General features: G+C 66.2%; 20 protein-coding genes. 4 read left to right on the top strand and 16 right to left on the bottom strand.

Features of this window, described 5'->3' with window-relative positions:
• Positions 1–157: 157 nt before the first annotated feature.
• The 10 genes from H3H55_RS22755 to sapR form a co-directional block, all read right to left on the bottom strand.
• The gene (locus tag H3H55_RS22755; protein WP_193100301.1) at positions 158–901 is read right to left on the bottom strand and encodes a molecular chaperone; all 744 of its coding nucleotides are present in this window, start codon (positions 899–901) and stop codon (positions 158–160) included.
• A gap of 104 nt (positions 902–1,005) precedes the next feature.
• Complete coding sequence (locus H3H55_RS22760) at positions 1,006–1,599, bottom strand: fimbrial protein (protein ID WP_319022320.1); 594 nt, start codon at positions 1,597–1,599, stop codon at positions 1,006–1,008.
• A gap of 853 nt (positions 1,600–2,452) precedes the next feature.
• Complete coding sequence (locus H3H55_RS22765) at positions 2,453–2,707, bottom strand: GlsB/YeaQ/YmgE family stress response membrane protein (protein WP_193100302.1); 255 nt, start codon at positions 2,705–2,707, stop codon at positions 2,453–2,455.
• 129 nt (positions 2,708–2,836) lie between these two features.
• Positions 2,837–3,613 carry an ABC transporter ATP-binding protein gene (locus H3H55_RS22770; protein WP_193100303.1) on the bottom strand — a complete coding sequence of 259 codons (777 nt, stop codon included), beginning with the start codon at positions 3,611–3,613 and terminating at the stop codon, positions 2,837–2,839.
• Positions 3,610–4,524, bottom strand: a complete 915-nt coding sequence (locus tag H3H55_RS22775; RefSeq protein WP_193100304.1) for an ABC transporter ATP-binding protein — start codon at positions 4,522–4,524, stop codon at positions 3,610–3,612. Before H3H55_RS22775 ends, H3H55_RS22770 begins: the two co-directional genes overlap by 4 nt.
• Before the next feature lies 1 nt (position 4,525).
• Positions 4,526–5,440 (bottom strand): nickel transporter permease, encoded by a 915-nt coding sequence (nikC, locus tag H3H55_RS22780; RefSeq protein ID WP_193100305.1) that lies wholly within the window; start codon positions 5,438–5,440, stop codon positions 4,526–4,528.
• A 66-nt stretch (positions 5,441–5,506) separates the two neighbouring features.
• Entirely contained in the window at positions 5,507–6,577 is a 1,071-nt protein-coding gene (locus H3H55_RS22785; RefSeq protein ID WP_193100306.1) for an ABC transporter permease, read from the bottom strand.
• A gap of 10 nt (positions 6,578–6,587) precedes the next feature.
• Positions 6,588–8,189, bottom strand: a complete 1,602-nt coding sequence (locus H3H55_RS22790) for an ABC transporter substrate-binding protein (RefSeq protein WP_193100307.1) — start codon at positions 8,187–8,189, stop codon at positions 6,588–6,590.
• Positions 8,190–8,250: 61 nt separating this feature from the next.
• Positions 8,251–8,814 carry a D-alanyl-D-alanine dipeptidase gene (gene ddpX / locus H3H55_RS22795; protein WP_193100308.1) on the bottom strand — a complete coding sequence of 188 codons (564 nt, stop codon included), beginning with the start codon at positions 8,812–8,814 and terminating at the stop codon, positions 8,251–8,253.
• 27 nt (positions 8,815–8,841) lie between these two features.
• Positions 8,842–9,726, bottom strand: coding sequence for a sap1 transcriptional regulator SapR (gene sapR / locus H3H55_RS22800; RefSeq protein WP_193100309.1), 885 nt, complete (start codon positions 9,724–9,726; stop codon positions 8,842–8,844).
• A gap of 257 nt (positions 9,727–9,983) precedes the next feature.
• On the opposite strand from sapR, the gene H3H55_RS22805 reads away from it, so the two are divergent.
• The 4 genes from H3H55_RS22805 (at position 9,984) to H3H55_RS22820 (ending at position 14,564) form a co-directional block, all read left to right on the top strand.
• On the top strand, positions 9,984–10,232 hold the full coding sequence (locus H3H55_RS22805; RefSeq protein ID WP_129515143.1) for a helix-turn-helix domain-containing protein: 249 nt from the start codon (positions 9,984–9,986) through the stop codon (positions 10,230–10,232).
• A gap of 3 nt (positions 10,233–10,235) precedes the next feature.
• Complete coding sequence (locus tag H3H55_RS22810; protein WP_193100310.1) at positions 10,236–11,570, top strand: type II toxin-antitoxin system HipA family toxin; 1,335 nt, start codon at positions 10,236–10,238, stop codon at positions 11,568–11,570.
• Positions 11,571–11,909: 339 nt separating this feature from the next.
• Positions 11,910–13,166, top strand: a complete 1,257-nt coding sequence (locus H3H55_RS22815) for an oxalate decarboxylase family bicupin (RefSeq protein ID WP_193100311.1) — start codon at positions 11,910–11,912, stop codon at positions 13,164–13,166.
• A gap of 90 nt (positions 13,167–13,256) precedes the next feature.
• On the top strand, positions 13,257–14,564 hold the full coding sequence (locus H3H55_RS22820; RefSeq protein ID WP_193100312.1) for an Nramp family divalent metal transporter: 1,308 nt from the start codon (positions 13,257–13,259) through the stop codon (positions 14,562–14,564).
• Between the two features lie 46 nt (positions 14,565–14,610).
• Here the strand turns inward: H3H55_RS22820 and H3H55_RS22825 are convergent, their stop codons facing one another.
• The 6 genes from H3H55_RS22825 to H3H55_RS22850 form a co-directional block, all read right to left on the bottom strand.
• Positions 14,611–15,864: a hypothetical protein gene (locus H3H55_RS22825; RefSeq protein ID WP_193100313.1), complete on the bottom strand. Its 1,254-nt coding sequence runs from the start codon at positions 15,862–15,864 to the stop codon at positions 14,611–14,613.
• A 27-nt stretch (positions 15,865–15,891) separates the two neighbouring features.
• Entirely contained in the window at positions 15,892–16,434 is a 543-nt protein-coding gene (locus tag H3H55_RS22830) for a class I SAM-dependent methyltransferase (RefSeq protein ID WP_155420254.1), read from the bottom strand.
• A gap of 171 nt (positions 16,435–16,605) precedes the next feature.
• Complete coding sequence (locus H3H55_RS22835; RefSeq protein WP_193100314.1) at positions 16,606–18,195, bottom strand: ABC transporter substrate-binding protein; 1,590 nt, start codon at positions 18,193–18,195, stop codon at positions 16,606–16,608.
• A gap of 126 nt (positions 18,196–18,321) precedes the next feature.
• Positions 18,322–18,657: a sugar ABC transporter ATPase gene (locus tag H3H55_RS22840; protein WP_129515136.1), complete on the bottom strand. Its 336-nt coding sequence runs from the start codon at positions 18,655–18,657 to the stop codon at positions 18,322–18,324.
• A 246-nt stretch (positions 18,658–18,903) separates the two neighbouring features.
• Entirely contained in the window at positions 18,904–19,233 is a 330-nt protein-coding gene (locus tag H3H55_RS22845; protein ID WP_129515135.1) for a hypothetical protein, read from the bottom strand.
• 141 nt (positions 19,234–19,374) lie between these two features.
• Positions 19,375–20,295, bottom strand: a complete 921-nt coding sequence (locus H3H55_RS22850; protein WP_193100315.1) for a bestrophin family protein — start codon at positions 20,293–20,295, stop codon at positions 19,375–19,377.
• Positions 20,296–20,301 lie beyond the last annotated feature (6 nt).

Consider the following 20,301-nt stretch of genomic DNA (forward strand, 5'->3'; position numbering starts at 1 on the left):
GGCACCAGGACTGGGCTGGCGACGTCGGCCTGCGCGAGATATCGTCGACGGACGTGCGTCGGCATCGCGCCGCGCCGGTGGCGCGGCTCGCTTGAGTGAAAGCGAGCGGGAGGGATAAAACGCGGCGGGTCGGGTCGCCAGCCGTCCGGACGGGGTATTACGGGGCAGCGGACACGGGGCGTTCGATGTCGGTTACCGCGCCCCAGTCGTTGATGCTGCCGAATTCGACCGATGCATTCGCGGCGGGCGGGCCGGCGAGATCCTTGATCGGGAATTGCTGTGTGGTGCCCGGCAATACGTAGCCGGCGCCGGCGTCATGCCGGTGTCCGGCGGATTTCAGTATCACGTTGCCGAAATTGACGACGTACGGCGTGGGGTTCGTGGCGGCCAGCGCATATCGGCCGGCATCCGAGCGAACCACGCGCCAGGTGACCTGCTGCGGTGCGGTACCGGCGTCGCCCTTCAGTTCCTGCGGGCGATACATAAGCTTGATGCGCGAGCGAAAGGCGAGCTGGATCCGGTTCCGGTCGTCGGCGGCTTCCGCCTTCGGCGGCACCTCGAGCACGTTTAGCCAGAACAGCGATTCCCGATCGGCCGGAAGCGGCGTGCCCGTATGAATCAGGCGCAGCGTCTGTCCGTTGCCCGGGTCCATCCTGAACATGGCGGGTGCGAGGAGAAACGGCACATCGATGTGTTCCGGCGATGCATGACTGTCTCCGTTGTCGACCCACGTCTGGACCAGTGCGGGCCGCTTGCCGTCGTTCGTCAGCTGGATCGTGACTTCCCGCTCGCTGGACGGAAAGATCACGCGCGTGCCGGCGATCACGACGCTTGCATCGGCGTGGGATGCCCAGGCGGCGGTGGCGACGAGGAACGTGCAGAGAAGATTCGGTAATTTCATCGATGTGTCCGTGTGGTCGAGTGATGCGACCGGCGGGGTGCGGGTGCTCTGCCGGTCGCGCGGAACGACTGCGGGAGTGCGTCAGGCGCCTCCGGCGTGCGCCATCACTGGTAGATCAGCGAATATTCGACGCGCGACGTGACGGTCCCGGCCTTGACCGCGTCGGCTGCGTAGTACTCGGTGAAATAGTCGAGCTTTGCGGTGCCGTTCTCGCCGATGTCGACCATCTGCGTGTTGGTGGAGGATTGCGAGCCGACCGGGATATGTTTCTGCTGCGCGTCGAGCACGTTGAGTTGAACGCCTTCGGCCTTGCCGGCGCCGGTGTCCGCCGTCAGGCGGCCGGTCGACTGATCGACGTTCGCACCCGGCTCGAACAACACGCCGACCTTCACCGGATTGCCGTCGCCAACGGTACATCCGCTAAGCGACAGCGAAAACGGCGTGCGCCCGGCAACGGAGCCGACGGCGTCGAGCGCGGCCGTGCTGACCGGGGGAAGCGTGACGGAGAGATCGTTGGACTGGCCTTCGATCTTGCAGGTGGACGAAATGACTTCGCCCGAGAACGAAACGGTGCCGTCCACTGCATGTGCGTTGGACGAAACCGCGATACCCGCCACAATGAGGAGAGACGACAGTACGCCGGAGATTGGGTTGATTTTCATATCGGAACTCCTGTTTGGATAAGGTCTGGAAATCACTTCTCATGATTCGAAAAACATGAAACGTGTTTCGGTGTTTATTTTGATGTAATGGAAATGTCAGGTTAATGGGACAACAACGAGTTTTATTTCCATGGCATTAGTACGCGTACTAAATTTGCGGGCCTGGCGCATTGGGCGGGGGCCGGGAATATGATTCGCCGATGCGTGAACGTGTTCAGACGTCCGGCGCGCGATGAGGGCGTGGTGGTCATGGGTCGACGGAAAACCATGAAGCGATCCACGCTGAAGCGGGATATGCGGAAACTCGACGAGGTATTCGAAGGAGCCGGCCGAGTGGCAATTCGGGCAGCGGCCGAGCCGACGCACGCGTGCTGCGTGACTACTTCCGGCTGGCGCGACGGCGTCGCACGCGGGCGCGTTCATTGCGCCGGTGACGACAGGGCCGACGCTGAATCGTCGGGCGCATGCTCAAGTGAGTGGGGAGATTTGCTGGCGTCGGCGACGATACGTCAGCCGATGGTGATGGGCCGGCGGACCGGATTCGCCGCGCACTCGGCGTGCTGCGGCGTGCACCGGACGCATGACCGCGTGCGGAGGTTCGTGCGATCCAGATGCGTATCCGAATCACGTCCGAAGGGGGCGGCATGGACTCGACAGTCACGATATCGAATCCGGCGGATGGCTATGCATCGCGCGCCATTCGCATGCCGGTCGATTCCGGTTCGATAGGTGCATTGCGGATGGAATACGCATGGAAAGCCGCGCATGCGATGGACAGCGAACCGATTGCCGGGCGTGATGCGGTTCAAGCGGGGGGATGCGATGCAGGTGACGGGACGGCCGCTCGTCGTGAGCGACCGTTGCCGCGATTGACGTGTGATACGTGCGATCAGGCCATGCGCTTGCGCACCGCGCCGACGACGATCAGCAGCACGATCGCGCCGATGATCGACGCGATCCAGCCAGCGCCCTGGCCCGGCGCATACCAGCCGGCGGCGCGGCCGACGTAGCCGGCGACCAGCGAGCCGACGATGCCGAGCACGATGGTCATCAGGATGCCCATCTTGTCGTCGCCCGGCTTGAGCGCGCGGGCGAGGAGGCCGACGATGAGCCCGACGACCAGGGTTTCGATGAATTGCAGCATGAACGCCTCCCTATTGCTGTTGAGCTGTTGACGAAAGGAAGTTGACCCGTGCGGCGCACCAGGGTTCCATGCGGTGGCAAGCCGACGCATCGCGTGCCGAGTATCGCACGCCGGCACGTCGTGCAGATGTCAGGCGGTGGGTGCGTCCGTCACCGGGTCGAGACGGCGGTAGCCTTCGGTTGCCTGCAGCAGCGTGCGCGTGTAGTCGCGCGCGACCTGCCCGGCACGCACGTCCTCGATTCGCAGCTGCTCGACGATCTCGCCATGCTGCATCACCGCGACGCGCTGACACAGGAAGCCGATCACCGCGAGGTTGTGGCTGACGAGGATCATCGTCAGGTTACGCTCGCGATGCAGGCGGCGCAGCAGGTTCAGGATCTCGGCCTGCACCGATACGTCGAGCGCCGATGTCGGCTCGTCGAGCAGCAGCACGCGCGGCTCGACGATCAGCGCGCGCGCGATCGCGACGCGCTGCCGCTGGCCGCCCGACAACTGGTGCGGATAGCGGAAGCGGAACGTGGGGCTGAGCCCGACTTCGGACAGCGCGCGGGCGATCCGCGCATCGGCGTCGTCGATCCCGTGGATCGACAGCGGCTCGCGCAGCGTCTGGTCGACCGTGAAGCGCGGGTGCAGCGACGCGTACGGATCCTGGAACACCATCTGCACGTGGCGGCGGAAAGCGCGATCGAGCGTACCGTCGACCGGCCTTCCGTCGATCGACAGGCTGCCGGCCGCGAGCGGCACGAGGCCCGTCAGCGCGCGCAGCAACGTCGACTTGCCGGAACCCGATTCGCCGACGAGCCCGAATACCTCGCCGTCGCGCACCGCGAAGCTCGCGTCGCGCACCGCGTCGACGTGACCCGTGCGGGTGGGGAAACGGATCGATGCGTGATCGACGTCGATCATCGTGCGGCCTCCTGGCGATCGGCGGGCGGGATGGTTTGCGGCGCCGGATCGAGCCACGCCGGATCGCGCCGCAGCACGGGCAGTTCGTCGGGCGGATTCGAAAGCGGCGGGTTCGCCGCGAGCAGCCCGCGCGTATAGGGATGAGACGCGTCGCGGAGGTCGCGCGCGGCGCAGGTTTCGACCACGCGGCCCGCGTACATCACCGCGACGCGATCGCAGAACGACATCACGAGCGGCAGGTCGTGGCTGATGAACATCAGGCCCGTGCCGTGCCGCGCGATCATCGCGTCGAGCACCGCGAGCACCTGCATCGAGACTGCAACGTCGAGCGCGGACGTCGGCTCGTCGGCGATCAGCAGGCGCGGCCCGGTCGACACCATCATCGCGATCATCACGCGCTGGCCCATGCCGCCCGACAGCTCGTGCGGATATGCGTCGGCGACGCGCGCCGGGTCGCGGATCTGCACGGCCGCGAGCGCGTCGACGATCCGTTCGCGCAGCGCGCGGCCGCGCAGCCCGGGCTCGTGCAGCCGGAACGCTTCGCCCATCTGTTTCGCGACCGTCATCACCGGGTTCAGCGAATATTTCGGGTCCTGCAGGATCATGCCCATCTGGCTGCCGCACAGCCGCCGGCGTTCGCGCGGGTTCATCGCGAGCAGGTCGTGGCCCGCGAAGCGCATCGTGCGCGCCGACCAGCGCGCGGCGTCGGGCAATAGGCCCAGCAATGCGCGGCCTGTGAGCGACTTGCCGGAGCCCGATTCGCCGACGATGCCGAGCCGTTCGCCGGGCGCGAGCGTCAGCGACAGGTCGCGCACGGCGTCCGAGACGACGCCGTCGTGTCCGCGAAAGCCGATCTTCAGGCCGTGGATCTCGCAGAGCGGTGCGGGCGCGGTGGCGGAATTCATCGACATGTCAGGCTCCATGGCGGGGATCGAACACGTCGCGCAGCCCGTCGCCGAGCAGGTTGAACGCGAGGCTCACGAGCAGGATCGCGATGCCGGGCAGCGTCGCGACCCACCATGCATCGAGCAGCACGTTGCGGCCCGACGCGACCATGAAGCCCCACTCGGGGCTCGGCGGTTGCGCGCCGAGGCCGAGGAAACCGAGACCCGCGACGGTCAGGATGATGCCGGCCATGTCGAGCGTCGCGCGCACGATCACCGACGACATGCACAGCGGCACGATGTAGCGCAGCAGGATGCGCGGGCCCGACGCGCCCTGCAGCCGTGCGGCGTGGATGAAGTCGGCCTGCGCGATGCGGATCGTCTCCGCGCGCGCGAGCCGCGCATAGGCGGGCCACGCGGTGATCGAGATCGCGACCACCGCGTTGATCACGCCGGGCCCGAGTGCGGCCGCAAATGCGAGCGCCAGCACGATCTTCGGGAACGCGAGCGCGACGTCGGTGATGCGCATCAGCACGCTGTCGACGAAGCCGCCGCAATAACCGGCCGTGGTGCCGATCAGCAGGCCGATCGGCACCACGATCACGACGACGAGCAGCGCGATGCCGAGCGTGAGGCGCGAACCGGCGATCAGCCGCGAGAGGATGTCGCGGCCGAGCTGGTCGGTGCCGAGCCAGTGCGACGGCGAGCCGGGCGGCAGCAGGCGATCGGACAGCACCTGGCGCAGCGGATCGTGCGGCATGATCAGCGGGCCGATGATCGCGACGACGATCAGCGCGACGAGGATCGCGAGCCCGAACAGGTTGAGCGGATTCGTGGCGAAGCGGCGCCAGCGTCGGTACGCGAGGCCGAGCGCGGCCTGCGAACGCGATGCGGGTGCATCGGACAGCAGCCACGCGCGCAGCGTGAGGCGCTCGGCATTCATGATCGGACGACCTTCCGGATAAGCGATGAAAGAAGCAGGGTGGCAGCGGTCATGTCGGCATGGCCCTCAGCGCGCACGCGGATCGAACACGCGGTACAGCGCGTCGGTCAGCAGGTTGACGGTGATGAACATCGCGCCGATCACGAGCGTCGCGCCGAGCACCGCGCTCATGTCGGCGTTCAGCAGCGCGCCCGTCAGGTACGAGCCGAGCCCCGGCCACGCGAACACGATCTCGGTCAGCACCGAGCCTTCGAGCAGGTTGCTGTACGTGAGCGCGATCACGGTGAGCAGCGGCACCGCGATGTTGCCGAACGCGTGCCGCCAGATCACGCGGCGCTCCGACAAGCCCTTCGCGCGCGCGGTGACGATGTATTCCTGGCTCAACTGGTCGAGCATGAACGAGCGCGTCATGCGGCTCAGGTACGCAACCGAGTAGTAGCCGAGGATCGCGGCCGGCAGCGCGATGTGCGACACCGTGTTGCGGAACACGTCCCACTCGCCGGCGAGCGCTGAGTCGATCAGCAGGCTGCCGGTGCGCGTATCGACCATCCCGTCATACACGGGGTCGAGCCGGCCGGGGCCGCCGACCCAGTGCAGCCGCGCGTAGAACAGCAGCAGCCCCATCAGCCCGAGCCAGAACACGGGCACCGAATTGCCGATCAGCCCGACGAAACGTGCGATGTGGTCGATCGGCCGGTTGTGCTTCACGGCGGCCGCGACGCCGAGCGGCACGCCGATCGCGATGCCGATCAGCGTCGCGATCGTCGCCAGTTCGAGCGTGGCCGGGAACACGCGCTTGATGTCGTCGAGCACCGGGTTCGCCGTCAGCAGCGACACGCCGAGATTGCCGTGCAGCACGTCGCGCACATAGATCAGGAATTGCGTGACGAGCGGCTTGTCGAGCCCGAGCGCGATGCGTTCGGCCGCGTATGCCTCGGCCGATGCGCGATCGCCGAGGATCGCGAGTACCGGATCGATCGGCACCTTGCGGCCGATCACGAACGTCAGCGCGAGCAGCCCCGCGAACGTGACGGCGAGTGTAAGCGCCCAGCGCAGCACGCGCAACGCCCAGCGCACGGCCGGGCGCCGCGCGGGCAGCGTGCGCAGTGCTTCGAGAGAGGAGGCGGGAGTCGACATGCGGCGAATCTTATTGCTTCTTCAGGTTACGGTACGACACCAGATCGTTGATCGGCCCGACGTCGAGCCCGCTCACGCCGGGCCGCGTCGCGACCTGCGCGACTTTCTCGAACATGATCACGAACGGCGAGCGCGCGAGCATGTCCTTCTGCATCGCCTGATACCGTTGCGCGCGTTTCGCGGCGGTCGGTTCGGCGAGCGCGGCGTCGGTTTCCTTCGTCAGTTGCGGGATGTCCCAGCTATTGCGCCAGGCCAGCATTTTATAGCTCGACTTGTCGGAGTTGTCCGGATTCCACGCAAAACCCTGCGCGTTGCTGTGCGGGTCGATGTAGTCGGCCGACCATTCGCCGATGTAGATGTCGTGCTGGCGCGCGCGGTATTTCGCGAGCGTCTGCTTGTTGTCGCCGGGGATCAGCTGCACCTTGATGCCCGCCTGCGCGAAGTTCGCCTGCACGGCCTGCGCGATCTCCGTGTACGGGTAGTCGTTGCGCACGTCCATCGTCACCGAAAAGCCGTTGGGCACGCCGGCCTTCGCGAGCAGCGCCTTCGCCTTCGCGACGTCGAGCTTGTACGGATTCGCGTTCAGCGTACCGAGGAAGCCTTCGGGCAGGAAGGTCTGGTGCACCTTGTAGGTCGTCTTCACGACGTTGCCCTGGATGCCGGCATAGTCGACGAGCCACTTCAGCGCTTCCTGGACGTCGGGTTTCGCGAGCGTCGGGTTCTTCGTGTTCAGGCCGAGATACAGCAGCGTTGCCTGCGGCGACGCCGTCACCTTCGCCTTGCCGGATTTCACGACCGACGCGAGATCGTCGGGGCTCAGGTCGCGCGCCGCATCGACGTCGCCGTTTTCCAGCAGCAGGCGCTGGCTCGCCGCTTCGGGCACGTGGCGCAGCACGATGCGCTTCATCGCGAGCGGCAGCCGGTAGCCGTCGAAACGCTGCAGCACGATGCTGTCGCCGGCCGCCCACTTGACCAGCTTGTACGCGCCGGAGCCGGCCTCGTTGGTCTTCAGCCACGCGTTGCCGAAGTCGTTGCCCTGCTGGTGCGACAGCAGCAGCTTCTTGTCGAGCACCGATGCGGGCCACGAGCCGAGCACGTTCAGCACGAAGGTCGGCGCGTATTTCCGGTCGGTGGTGATCGACACCGTCTGGTCGTCGAGCTTCTTCACGTTGGCGACGACGTTCGCCTTCGTGAGCCCGATGCCGGTCAGCACGGCGGCCGGGCCCTTGTCGAGCAGCACCGCGCGCTGGATCGACCACGCGACGTCGTCGGCCGTCAGCGGGTTGCCCGAGTGAAACTTGAGTCCGGGGCGCAGCTTGAACGTATAGGTCAGCCCGTCGGTGCTCACCGTCCACGACTGCGCGACGTCGCCGTTGAATTTCGACGGATCGCGCAGGTCGACGCGCACGAGCCGGTCGTACGTGTTCGCGACGTATTCCTCCGGCACCAGCTCGTAGATCTCGCCCGGGTCCAGCGTCGTGAATTCGTCGAGCAGCGTGGCCATCACGAACATGTCCTTCGGCGTTTCCGCGTGCGCGGCGGAAAGCGGAACGGCGGCGAGAACGGATGCGGCGGCCAGCGCCGCGACGAGCCGGGATGTCAGGGGTTTCATCTGCGCTCCATGTGTCGTTGAAGTCGTCGAACGTGAACGGTGAGGGGAATGCGTATGGCCATCACATCAGGCGCCACGGGCCGCTTGCCGCGTTGTCGATCTGCGGCAACGCGCGCGAGCCGGGCAGTTCGTAGTGCCACCACTCGTCGTCGTCGTGCGCGAAGCCGGCCGCGTGCATCACGCCGAGCAGCAGCAGGCGGTTGCGCTGCACGGCTTCGGGCAGCCCCGCGTGGAAGTGGCCCGACGCGGCGACCATCTCGTCGAAGCCGGTACCCATGTCGAGCGGTTCGCCATTCGCGCGGACGAGCGTCAGGTCGAGCGCGGTGCCGCGGCTGTGATTCGAGCCGTGGCCGGGATCGGCGATGAAGTTCGGGTCGGGCAGGAAATCCCACAGCACCTGCTGCGCCTGCGGCGGCCGGTATGCGTCGTAGATGCGCAGCGTGAAGCCGGCCTGCGCGGCGACGCTCACCGCGCGGCGCAGTGCGGCTTCGGCCGGCTCCAGCAGCAGGCAGTGCGCGCGGCGGTAGATCGGTTTGCCGGTCAGGTTGCGGTCGGTCGCGTAGACGAGGTCGAGCTCGACGCGATGCGTGGCGGGCGTGATTTCGACGAGGCAGTGGTCGTTCATCGGCGGTTCGGGTTCATTCAGGCTCGCTCAGGATTCGAATTGGTCGAACGTGTGCTGCAGTTCGCGGTTGCGCGCGACGCGCCGGTCGATCGCGGGGCCGAGGCGGTCGACGACGGCCGTGATCAGCAGGTTGAACAGGCAGGTGAGCGGCGCGAGCGAATCCCAGAACTGGCCGACGTCGGTCTTCACCTGCAGCAGGTCGGCCGGCCATTCGCGTGCCCACGGGCACGACAGATCGGTGACCAGCGCGAACGGCTGCCCGCGCTCGGCGGCCGCCTGGCAATAGCGGCGCGCGCTGCGCGAATATGCGCGTGTGTCGGTGACGATGCAGTACGGCCGCTCGAATTCGGAGTTCAGCGAATCGACATACGAACCCGACTGGCCGTCGGAATAGAACACGCGCGGGCGCAGGTATTCGAGATAGCTGCTGAACGCGGTGCTGATCCCGCGCGTCGACTGGATGCCGAGGATGAACACGGCGTCGGCATGGGCGATGCGGTCGGCGACCTGCGCGAACACGGGGCCTTCGGCGAGCCGGTACACGTGGCGGATCGCGTCGAGTTCGCGCTCGAGCGACGACGCGAGCGCACCGTCGCCGCCGTCGCCGCTGTTGCCGTCGGCCGGTTGCGTGCCGGCGACGCGGCGGTACTCGTCGAGCCGGTCAGTGATCATCCACGGGCGATCGCCGCCGCCGCGCAGCTCGCGTTTCAGGTCGTCGAGATTGCGATAACCGACGCTGCGCAGGAAACGCCCGACCGAGATGCCGCTGGTGCCGGCCTGCTGCGCGATCTGGTCGGCCGTCTCGAGCCCGAGCCGGTCGAGGTTCGCGAGCATGTAGCTCGCGATGCGCTTCGCGGTCGGCGTCAGCTCGGCATAGCGGGATTCGACGGTACGGGCGAACGCGCAGGTCATCGACTGTTAGATCGTTGTCGTCTGATGATTGAATGTCATCCATCTAACAAAGCCAAAATCATTCGCGCCAGCGGATAAAAACTATGGTGTGAGGATGGGTGATAGGGTCGAAAACGCGTTAGAGAGTGGGGGGGGCGGCACGCCAGGGTGCATTTTCATCTCTGTCAGGCATATTTTGCGTTTATGCCTGACAGGAATAATTTGCGTTTATGTCTGTCGGGAATATACTGCGTTTATTGCCTCCAGGAATCCGCGCCGTGAATTTCATCGTCAATACGCCCGCGCAACTGGGCGAAATCCTGTCTTCCGCGCGTCAGGCCAAGGGCTTGACGCAAGCCGAAGCGGCGGCGCGAATCGGCGTCGGCCAGTCGCGTCTGTCGTCGCTCGAAACCACGCGCACCGAAAGCCTGTCGCTCAGCCAGTTGCTCGAACTGACCGCGCTGTACGGTCTCGAACTCAGCATCCGCACGAAGGACGGGCGCGACGCAGCCAACGTCGAGTGGTAAGCGATGGGACGCAAATCGCACACTCGCGCGTTGTCGATCTGGACGAATGGCCAGCGGGTCGGCACATGGCGGATTCCCGCGCGCGGCGACATGGAACTGCTGTACGCGCCCGAGTGGAAGCAGTCGGCCGTCGGCCGCCCGTTGTCGTTGTCGCTGCCGTTCGGCGTCGGCGACGCGCCGTTGCGCGGCGAACGCGTCAATCATTACTTCGATAACCTGCTGCCGGACAGCGGCGCCATTCGGCGCCGGCTGGCTACCCGGTTCGGCACGGCGACGATCGAGCCGTTCGATCTGCTCGCCGCGCTCGGCCGTGACTGCGTCGGGGCGGTGCAATTGCTCGCCGAAGACGACGCGCCAACCGGCCTGGATCGTATCGACGGTACGCCGCTGTCGGACGAGGACGTCGCACGCGTGCTCGATCAGGCGAGCGGTGTGGCAACGGGAGCCGAGGACGACGACGATTTCCGGTTGTCGCTGGCCGGTGCGCAGGAAAAGACCGCGCTGCTGTTTCACGACGGACGATGGATGCGCCCGCATGGCGCAACGCCGACGACGCATATTCTCAAGTTGCCGCTCGGACTGGTCGGCAACAAGCGGGCCGATCTCACAGCCTCTGTCGAGAACGAATGGTTGTGTCTCGCGATCCTGCGAGCCTTCGGGCTGCCGGTGGCGAATGCGGCGATCGTGCGTTTCGGCGCGCACAAGGTCCTGTCGGTCGAGCGATTCGATCGTGCGTTGCATCGTGACGGCGGGTGGCTGTTGCGCCTGCCGCAGGAGGACTTCTGCCAGGCGCTCGGCGTGCCGCCTCACCTGAAGTACGAGTCGCAGGGCGGCCCCGGCGTGCCTGACCTGGCCGGCCTCTTGCGCCGGTCGGAAACGGCGCGGGAGGATCTCGACACATTGTTCGCCGCGCTGATCGTGTTCTGGATGCTCGCCGCACCGGACGGGCATGCGAAGAACTTCAGCCTGCGTCTGCTGCCGGCGGGCCGCTTCCGCCTCACACCGCTCTACGATGTGATGTCGATCTGGCCGGTCGAAGGCGATGGCGCGAACCAGTGGTCGTGGCACAAGGCGAAGCTCGCGATGGCCGTGCATGGCAAGCGCAAGCACTATGCGATGCGCGACATCACGCGACGGCACTTCACCGCGATGGCCGAAACCTGTCTGCTCGGCGATATCGCGACGCCAATCGTCGAACGTCTGATCGACATGACGCCGCGCGTGATCGAGTCGGTCGGCGCCGCGCTGCCTCCCGGGTTTCCGGCGAGGGTCGCGGAGCGCATTCTGGGCGGATTGCGGTTCGCTGCACAGCGGCTCGCCGACACGCCGCGGGAGTGAATCGCATCTCCCCCCGGCCTGGTTAGATGACGTTCAACGTATCGGCATCCGCCTGTTTTCATCCAGGTAATCAGTAATCCAGATCGATTGCGTGACATCGCGATCGCGCGTTGCGCACACCCATCTCTTCTTGTCGCCGTCCGACATCCCGCCGCACCACAATAATTACAAAATTAAAGCAGATCAGTTTAAGTCATTAATTCAGGTTAATAATTCATTTAAATTTTGTGTCGATTTGGATTTAACTTGCGTCACGGGATGTTCGATTTTCGATAATCCGAAAAGCGGCAATTGTTCCGTAATGGAAATTCGCTCAATCGCAAGAATGAAGAGGAAATCATGACGAATCTTTCTCGACGCAAGATGCTGGCGGGTACGGCCGGCGCCATTGCCGCCGCGGGTATTGCCGTATCGGCCAAGGCCGCCTCGTTCGGCAATCCGGACAGCCCGCCGGAAGGCGCGGTGAATGCGCGCAACCGCCAGAGCCTGACCGACCCGGGACCGAAAAACCCGGCAATCGCGAATCAGTTTCCGTCGTTTCAGGATCCGCCGGCCACCGATATCAACGGGATGCCGTTATTCTGGGCGTCATTCAATAATGCCCATAAACGCATTCAAAATGGCGGATGGGCGCGCGAAGTCACGCAGGACGATTTTGCGATTTCAGAAACCATTTCCGGCGTGAATATGCGCTTGACGCGCGGCGGCATTCGCGAGATGCACTGGCACCAGCAGGCCGAGTGGGCCATCATGCTCGACGGCCGCTGCCGGATCACGGTGCTCGACGAACTGGGGCGGCCGTCGGTGCAGGACGTGAAAACCGGCGATCTCTGGTATTTCCCGCCCGGCCTGCCGCATTCGCTGCAGGGCCTCGGCACCGACGGCGCCGAATTCCTGCTCGCGTTCGATAACGGCCGTGCATCGGAATTCAACACGCTGCTGCTGACCGACTGGGTTGCACATACGCCGCCCGACGTGCTCGCGCTCAACTTCGGCGTGCCGGCCGATGCGTTCAAGAACGTTCCGCTCGACAACCTGTGGATCTTCCAGGGCGACGAACCCGGCCCGCTCGCGGAAGCGCAGCGTGCGTCGGCGTCGTCGGCCGGTGCGCCGCCGCATCCGTTCATTTTCTCGCTCGGCGACATGAAGCCGGTCAAGAAGACCCGCGGTGGCGAAGTGCGGATCGCGGACAGCACCAACTTCAACGTGTCGACGACCGTCGCGGCGGCGCTCGTCACCGTGCATCCGGGCGGCATGCGCGAACTGCACTGGCACCCGAACGCGGACGAATGGCAGTACTACCTGCAGGGCGAGGCGCGGATGACCGTGTTCGACACGGGGCCGAAGGCGCAGACGGCCGACTTCCGCGCGGGCGACGTCGGCTACGTGAAGAAGAGCCTCGGGCACTACGTGCAGAACACCGGCAAGACCGACCTGGTGTTCCTCGAGATCTTCAAGACCGACCGTTACGCCGAAGTGTCGCTGTCCGACTGGCTCGCGCACACGCCGCCGAAGCTCGTCGAAGCGCACCTGAACGTCGCGCCGGACGTGATCGCGCAGTTTCCGCGCAATCGTCCCGACGTCGTGCCGCTGTAACGCCGCCGCCACTACCGAGGCCGGCAGGCGGCAGGCCGGCCGCGGCGCCCGCTTCCGGGCAAGCCTTCCTGATCCGAACGGAACCCCACCATGATTCCTGTCACGAGCAAATCCGCCGGCGGCTTCGCGCTGCCCGGCCTGTCCCCCGAGCGCACCGACGGCGCGGCGCGCGCCGCGCTGGAAGGGCGCCGCACCGGTCTCGCCGCGCTGCTGCCATTCGTCGGCCCGGCCGTGATCGCGTCGATCGGCTATATGGATCCCGGCAACTTCGCGACCAACATCCAGGCCGGCGCCGCTTACGGCTACCGGCTGCTGTGGGTCGTGCTGGCCGCGAACGCGATCGCGATGCTGTTCCAGGCGATGTCGGCGAAGCTCGGCATCGTGACCGGCCGCAATCTCGCGGAGCTGTGCCGCGACCATTTCCCCGCGCCGGTCGTGTGGAGCATGTGGGTCGCATCCGAGATCGCCGCGATGGCGACCGATCTCGCCGAATTTCTCGGCGGCGCGCTCGCGTTCGGCCTGTTGTGCCACCTGTCGCTGTTCGCGGGGATGATCGCGACGGCGTTCGCGACCTGCGCGATCCTCGCGCTCGAAAAACACGGCTTTCGGCCGCTGGAAGCCGCGATCGCGGCGCTGGTCGGGGTGATCGGCGCGTGTTATCTCGGCGAACTGCTGATCGCGCCGCAGGACTGGCACGCGGCCGCGTTCCATCTGGTCGTCCCGCAGATTCCGGATCGCGCGGCGCTGACGATCGCGGTCGGGATCATCGGCGCGACGATCATGCCGCACACGCTGTATCTGCATTCGGGCCTCACGCAGGATCGCACCGCGCCGCGCGACGACACGGAGCGGCGGCGGCTCGTGCGTTTCTCGAACCGTGAGGTCGTCGTCGCGCTCGGGCTGGCCGGGTTCGTGAATCTCGCGATGGTGATGATGGCGTCGTCGGCGTTCCACCGCAGCGCGCCAGGCATGACCGACATCGGCGACGCGTATCACACGCTGATCCCGGTGCTCGGGCCGGCGGCCGGCGCGCTGTTTCTCGTCGCGCTGCTGACGTCGGGCGTGTCGAGTTCGGTGGTCGGCACGATGGCCGGGCAGGTCGTGATGCAGGGTTTCATCCGCCGCCGCATGTCGGTATGGGTGCGGCGCGCGGTGACGATTGCGCCCGCGTTCGCGGTGGTGGCGCTCGGCTGCGACGTCACGCGCGCGATGGTCGCGAGCCAGGTCGCGCTGAGCTTCGTGCTGCCGATGCCGATGATCGCGCTGCTGATGCTGTCGGCGCGCGCGGACGTGATGGGCGCTTACGCGATGCGGATGCCGCTGCGGATCGTCGCCGGCGCGGCGACGATCGTGATCGTCGGGCTGAATGCGTACCTGGTGTGGGCGGCGTTCAATTGAACGGGGCGTGCGGTGACCCGTTGCGCCACGGCGAACGGGCCGCTGCCTACTGCTGCATGTCCGGCGCTTCGCGCAGCCGCCAGATCGCATTGCACTGCTGGCCGCCGAGGCTCGTCGAACGCAGCGTGATGACGGCGCCGGCCACGACCTGATACCAGAAATGCGCCATCAGTTCGGTGCCCTTGCGCTGAGCCTGCCCGTCGACCAGCACGTCGGTCCGCAGCGGCGACGGCGAGCCGGACGGGTGCGTGGCGTACACGTTGAGTCGCGCGATGTCGCGTGTCGCGGTGAACACGACCTCATGGTTTCCGCTACCAACGAGCATCGTGCCGCCCGGTTCGTCGATCGCCTGCAGATAGGCGCCCGCGCTTCCCTCGATCGCCGCGGACGCAACGGTCAATCCGGCCGATCGCACGTAGTCCGTCGCCGCGATGCGCGCGGCGATCGCATCGGACGGCGACGGCGTGCCGTCCGACAGCGCGAACGGCGCGCCGTCGCGCAGCGCCGCGTCGACGTGGTTCGCGTAGTAGCGCCACCGGTCGAAGAAGCGGATATCGCCGGTCATGTGCAGCGCGCGGATCGGCTCGCCGCGATGGCGGAGCGTCGTGCTGCCGTCGCGTTCGTCGAACGATTCGTGAATGCCGTTCTTGCTGACGAAGTTCTGGACCGGATCGAGCAGCGCCGTTTCGCCTTGCGCGCTCCACAGATGCAGGAACGTCGTGTCGATCCCGAAGCATTCCTGGAAGTCGGTGCCGACGCGGGCGATGCAGTCGCGCAGGTGGTCCGCATAGCGCGCCCAGGCGTCGGCCGTTCCCGCGACGAGCCCGGCCTGCAACGCGCCGCCGTGGCGCGCCTTGACCTCGTCGACGACGAGCCGCCAATGATGGTCGCGCCGTTCGCCGATCAGCGGCGTCACGACGAACGTGCAGAACAGCGGATCGGGGCACACGTGGATCCGGTCGTCGCCGATCTGCGAGAACAGGTCGAACCCGGGGGCGCAGAACCAGATGTCGGCGTCGTACAGCGCGAGCTTGCGGATCTGCGGGTTGCGCGCGCAATAGTCGGCGGCCTCGATGAAGCGGCCGACCGGCAGCGCATACGCGCTCGACGCTTCGATCACGTCGACCGACTGGCTCGCCAGGATGTGCCGCTTGCGTTCCGACAGCCCGTAGCCGATCACCGCGATACGCCCGTCGTAGCCGGTGTGCCGCAGCGACAGCAGGAACGGCACGAGCATTTCGTACCATGCGCGGTTGTTGTCGTTGATCGCCACGCAGACCGCGTGCTCGCTCGGATGCATGTTCTCTCCCCGTTGCGCGCGCCCGGCTCAGTAGCCGACGTGGCGCTCGCAGACGATCGCGCCGCAACCGCGGCTGTCGTGATACGTAATATGAAACTGCTTGTTGTCCCACAGCCACTGGAACACGGCCTGGTAAACGCCGGCCGTGGTCATGTCGTGCAGCACGATCTTCTTGCGTGCCAGCGGGCCGAACCGGTTCAGTTCGGCGAGCGTCTGCTCGTACGTATGCGTGGTGTCGATGAACAACAGGTCGGATGCCAGCGGCTCCATCGCGAGATCGTCGGCGATCCTGAATTCGAAGTCGATCGACAGGTCTTTCGCCGCCTGCTCCAATTCGGGCCGGATGTGGAAGTATTCGTCTGAGATGTCGACCGACACGAGGCGCTTCGGTTGCGCGAGCATGAAGGCCGTCGTGGTCAGCCCGGTAAACACGCCGAGCTCGAGGATGCTGTCGCATCCGACGGCCGTCTCCGTATAGAAGTCGAAGCGGGAAGGGCTGTCGCCGAGCCAGCCGATCGGCTCGATCTTGTACTGCAGGAACTCCATCCGCAGTTGTTGTAGCGTGCGCATCCTGTTTTCCTTGGCGAAGCGAATTCGAGGGTTGCAGCGGTCGCCGGACGCGGCCGGCCTCCCGTGGCGTCGGTTATTGTAGATCGCCGCTGCCGCACGGCCTAGCGCAGGCGCGGCAGGCCACGGCGATTACCCGCGCACCGGCATGGCAGGCCGTGCGGGAGGCCGCGATTATTTCGCGAGCGTCCGGTATGACACGAGGTCGTTGATCGGCCCGATTTCCGGCCCGGTCGTGCCGGGGCGCGTCGCGACCTGCACGACCTTCTCGAACATGATGATGAACGGCGAGTTCGCGAGCACGGCCTTCTGCAGCGCCTCGTAGCGCTGCTCGCGCTTCGCGGGCGACGGCTCGACGAGCGCGGCCTCGGTGTCCTTCGTCAATTGCGGAATGTCCCAGCTGTTGCGCCACGCGAGCATCTTGGTCGGCGACTGGTCCGAGTTGTCCGGATTCCACGCGAAGCCGCGCGCGTTGCTGTTCGGGTCCATGTAGTCGGGCGACCATTCGCCGACGAAGATGTCGTGCTGGCGCGCGCGGTACTTGCCGATCGCCTGTTTCGCATCGCCGGGGATCAGCTTCACGCGGATGCCGCCCTGCGCGAAGTTCGCCTGCAGCGCCTGCGCGATCTCGATGTACGGATAGTCGTTCGGCATGTCCATCGTCACGTCGAAGCCGTTCGGCAAACCGGCCTTCGCGAGCAGTGCCTTCGCCTTCGCGACATCCTGCTTGTACGGCCGCGCGTTCAGCGTGCCGAGGAAGCCTTCGGGCAGGAAGGTTTCATGCACCTTGTAGGTCGTGCTGACGATGTTGCGCTGGATCCCGTCGTAGTCGACGAGCCATTTCATCGCCTGCTGCACCTCGGGTTTCGCGAGATTCGGGTTCTTCGTGTTCAGGCTCAGGTACAGCAGCGCGGACACCGGCCACGACGCGACCTTGATCTTGCCGGCCTTCGTCAGCGCGGCGAGGCTGTCGGGGCTCAGGTTGCGCGCGGCGTCGACGTCGCCGTTCTCCAGCAGCAGCCGTTGCGCGGACGCTTCGGGCACGTGGCGCAGCACGATGCGCTTCATCGGGTACGGCGTGCGGTACTTGTCGAAACGCTGCAGCACGATGCTCTCGTTCGGCGTCCACTTGGCGAGCTGGTACGGGCCAGAGCCCGCGTCGTTGGTCCGGAGCCAGCCGCTGCCGAAATCGTTGCCCTGCTGGTGCGACAGCAGCAGTTTCTTGTCGAAGACCGACGCCGGGCAGGCGCTCAGCACGTTGAGCACGAAGCTCGGCGCGTACTTGCGGTCGGTTTCGAGCACGACGGTCTGCGGGTCGATCACGCGCACCTTCTGCATCACGTTCGTCTTCGTGAGGCCGAGATCGGCGAGCACGCCGGCCGGCCCCTTGTCGAGCAGGATGGTGCGCTGCAACGACCACGCGACGTCGTCGGCGGTCACCGGGTTGCCGGAGTGGAACGTGAGGCCGGGGCGCAGCTTGAACGTGTAGGTCAGGCCGTCGGCGCTGACCGTCCACGATTGCGCGATCTGTCCGTCGAAGCGCGTCGGGTCCTTCAGGTCGACGCGCACCAGGCGTTCGTAGGTGTTCGCGACGTACTCGGACGGTACCAGTTCGTAGATCCCGCTCGGGTCGAGGGTCGTGAATTCGCCGAGCTGCGTGGCGACGACGAAGATGCCGGGCGGCGTGGCAGCCTGCGCCGGCAGCGCCGGAACAAGCGCGACGAGCGCGGCGCTGACGAACAGCCGGGACAGCAGGTGCTTCATGCGGGCTCCATCGAAAGGGAATCGTGGGTGCGATTCTCTCATCGACGGCCACCCGGATGAAAATATTCGGCGTGCGCGCGGTGGCGCGCAGGAGCGGGCCGGGCGGGCGCCCGGCGCCGGAAGGCGTCAGATCACGCAGCGCGCGATCGCGAAGCGCATCGCTTCTTCGGGCGGTTCGCTGCCCGAGCCGCGCACGACCTTGACGACCGAACCGTTGCCCGACGGCGTGAGCGTGACGAAGTACGAATTCGATCCAATCGAGATGTCGGTCACGCCGTTGTGCTGCGACTGCTCGGACCCTGACAGACGGCTGTCGAGGCAGTTGGCGATCGCATATGCCGGACGTTGCGACGACACGTAGATCATCGGCGCTGCGCCGGATGACGAGGCCGAGTCGGACGAGGGCGCGGAGCCGCAGGCGGCGAGCAGGGCGGCGGGAAGGAGCAGCAGGAATCGTTTCATGGTCGGTCGTCGAGTGTCTCGTATCGAGGCTGGGGCGCGGGGGAGGCGAAACGCGAAGCTTCGCGACGAAACCGCCCGGAATCGGGCCGTTTTGACGGTCGACACGGCGGGCAGTTGACGACGGAGTATACCCGCGGCATTTGACACGAATGTCACGCTGAAACGAATCGATACAACAAGCACCCGCTGCCGGACCGCGGCAGCGGGCGTTTCAGGTGAGGGCGCTTGGGCGCTTGTTGTGGTCGCTTACTGGCCGATCTTGTTGCTGACCGAATTCTCTTGCTGGTTCAGCACGCGCTGTTCGCTCTTGGTGATGTGGCTGTGATCCTGCGCAGCCATGTCCCGCTCTTCCTGGCGGATCTTGTGGTCGTCACGGTGCAGGCGCGCGGCCTGTGCGTGCGACATCTCGCCTTCCTTCACTTCGTGATGGATGCGGCGATTCTGGTTCGCGAGGCGCTGGTTGACCTCTTCGCGGCGCGGATGCGCCTGCTGCCACTGCGTGTCGGCGAACGCGGTGCCGGTCAGCACCGACATCAGGGTGGCGGCGATCGCAAGTTGGCGGGTAAGGGCTCGCATGGTGTTTCTCCTGTCGTTGTGCGTCCGGATCGTGGGCGCTTGACGAAAAAACGCGGAGCGGGCCCCGGCTGTTGACGTTTCCGCCTGTATCGATTGCAAGTCTTTATTACGTCTGCTGTTTGCGGCGCGGGCACCGCCGGGTCAGCTGAGCCGGTAGGACGGTCCGGGCGTCACTTCCGCCGGCAGCGGCTCGCGGTTCAGTTCGAGCAGCGTGCGCTCGATCTGCCGCGTGATCGCATCGAGTGCGAGATGGTTCGGGCCGTCGCCGAACGGTTCGGCGATCGCATGCGCGATCGCGTCGAGTGCGATCAGCGTATACGCGACGAACACGGTGACGAACGGCGTCGCCGCGCCGATCGAGTCGACGAGGCCGAACGGCAGCAGCACGCAGTACGCATAGATGGTCCGGTGCAGCAGCACGTCGTACGAGAACGGGATCGGCGTCGACGCGATGCGCTCGCAGCCGCTCACCATCGCGACGAGCTCGTCGAGGCGCGCGTCGAGCATCCACAGGCGCGTGTCGGCGAGGCGGCCCGCATCGGCGCGCGTGGCGAACGCTTCGCGCAACCCGTGCACGATCGCGACCGGGCGGAACCGGGACGCGGCGATGCGCGCGTAGGCATCGTCGTCGAGCAGCCCGCGCAGGTCGCCGGCCGGATCGGTGCCGCGCAGTTGATGCTTCAGCGCATAGACGAATGCGACGACCGTTCGCACGAACGCGCGTCGCACGGCATCGTCGCGGTCGATCGCGCCGTAGCAGAGCGCTTGCGACACGAGTGTGCGTGCGGCGGTCAGCACGCCGCCCCAGAGTTGCCGCGCCTCGCGGTAGCGGTCGTAGCTCGCGTTGTTGCGAAACCCCGCGAAGATGGCCAGCGTGAGCCCGATCAGCGTGAACGGCGTCGGGTTCAGCGGCACCTTCTCGCCGAGCACGCGACCGCCGCCCCACACCGCGACGAGGCTGATCGCGAGCGTCAGCACGAGCTGCGGCAGGATGGTCGGCAGCACCGAGCCGTTCCAGACCAGCAGCATCCGCAGCCAGTGCTCGCGCGGACGAACGATCATCGTCGT

This window comes from Burkholderia sp. Z1, from assembly GCF_014893795.1.
GTDB classification, from domain to species: Bacteria; Pseudomonadota; Gammaproteobacteria; order Burkholderiales; family Burkholderiaceae; genus Burkholderia; species Burkholderia theae.

What these genes read in the sequence shown, in the direction of transcription:
- H3H55_RS22765 (WP_193100302.1), bottom strand. Translation starts at nt 2,707, where the DNA reads ATGCTGCAATTCATCGAAACCCTGGTCGTCGGGCTCATCGTCGGCCTC.
- H3H55_RS22770 (WP_193100303.1), bottom strand. Translation starts at nt 3,613, where the DNA reads ATGATCGACGTCGATCACGCATCGATCCGTTTCCCCACCCGCACGGGT.
- H3H55_RS22775 (WP_193100304.1), bottom strand. Translation starts at nt 4,524, where the DNA reads ATGTCGATGAATTCCGCCACCGCGCCCGCACCGCTCTGCGAGATCCAC.
- H3H55_RS22790 (WP_193100307.1), bottom strand. Translation starts at nt 8,189, where the DNA reads ATGAAACCCCTGACATCCCGGCTCGTCGCGGCGCTGGCCGCCGCATCC.
- H3H55_RS22835 (WP_193100314.1), bottom strand. Translation starts at nt 18,195, where the DNA reads ATGAAGCACCTGCTGTCCCGGCTGTTCGTCAGCGCCGCGCTCGTCGCG.
- H3H55_RS22755 (WP_193100301.1), bottom strand. Translation starts at nt 901, where the DNA reads ATGAAATTACCGAATCTTCTCTGCACGTTCCTCGTCGCCACCGCCGCC.
- H3H55_RS22820 (WP_193100312.1), top strand. Translation starts at nt 13,257, where the DNA reads ATGATTCCTGTCACGAGCAAATCCGCCGGCGGCTTCGCGCTGCCCGGC.
- H3H55_RS22845 (WP_129515135.1), bottom strand. Translation starts at nt 19,233, where the DNA reads ATGCGAGCCCTTACCCGCCAACTTGCGATCGCCGCCACCCTGATGTCG.
- nikC (WP_193100305.1), bottom strand. Translation starts at nt 5,440, where the DNA reads ATGAATGCCGAGCGCCTCACGCTGCGCGCGTGGCTGCTGTCCGATGCA.
- H3H55_RS22825 (WP_193100313.1), bottom strand. Translation starts at nt 15,864, where the DNA reads ATGCATCCGAGCGAGCACGCGGTCTGCGTGGCGATCAACGACAACAAC.
- H3H55_RS22785 (WP_193100306.1), bottom strand. Translation starts at nt 6,577, where the DNA reads ATGTCGACTCCCGCCTCCTCTCTCGAAGCACTGCGCACGCTGCCCGCG.
- H3H55_RS22840 (WP_129515136.1), bottom strand. Translation starts at nt 18,657, where the DNA reads ATGAAACGATTCCTGCTGCTCCTTCCCGCCGCCCTGCTCGCCGCCTGC.
- H3H55_RS22830 (WP_155420254.1), bottom strand. Translation starts at nt 16,434, where the DNA reads ATGCGCACGCTACAACAACTGCGGATGGAGTTCCTGCAGTACAAGATC.
- H3H55_RS22815 (WP_193100311.1), top strand. Translation starts at nt 11,910, where the DNA reads ATGACGAATCTTTCTCGACGCAAGATGCTGGCGGGTACGGCCGGCGCC.
- H3H55_RS22850 (WP_193100315.1), bottom strand. Translation starts at nt 20,295, where the DNA reads ATGATCGTTCGTCCGCGCGAGCACTGGCTGCGGATGCTGCTGGTCTGG.
- ddpX (WP_193100308.1), bottom strand. Translation starts at nt 8,814, where the DNA reads ATGAACGACCACTGCCTCGTCGAAATCACGCCCGCCACGCATCGCGTC.
- sapR (WP_193100309.1), bottom strand. Translation starts at nt 9,726, where the DNA reads ATGACCTGCGCGTTCGCCCGTACCGTCGAATCCCGCTATGCCGAGCTG.
- H3H55_RS22810 (WP_193100310.1), top strand. Translation starts at nt 10,236, where the DNA reads ATGGGACGCAAATCGCACACTCGCGCGTTGTCGATCTGGACGAATGGC.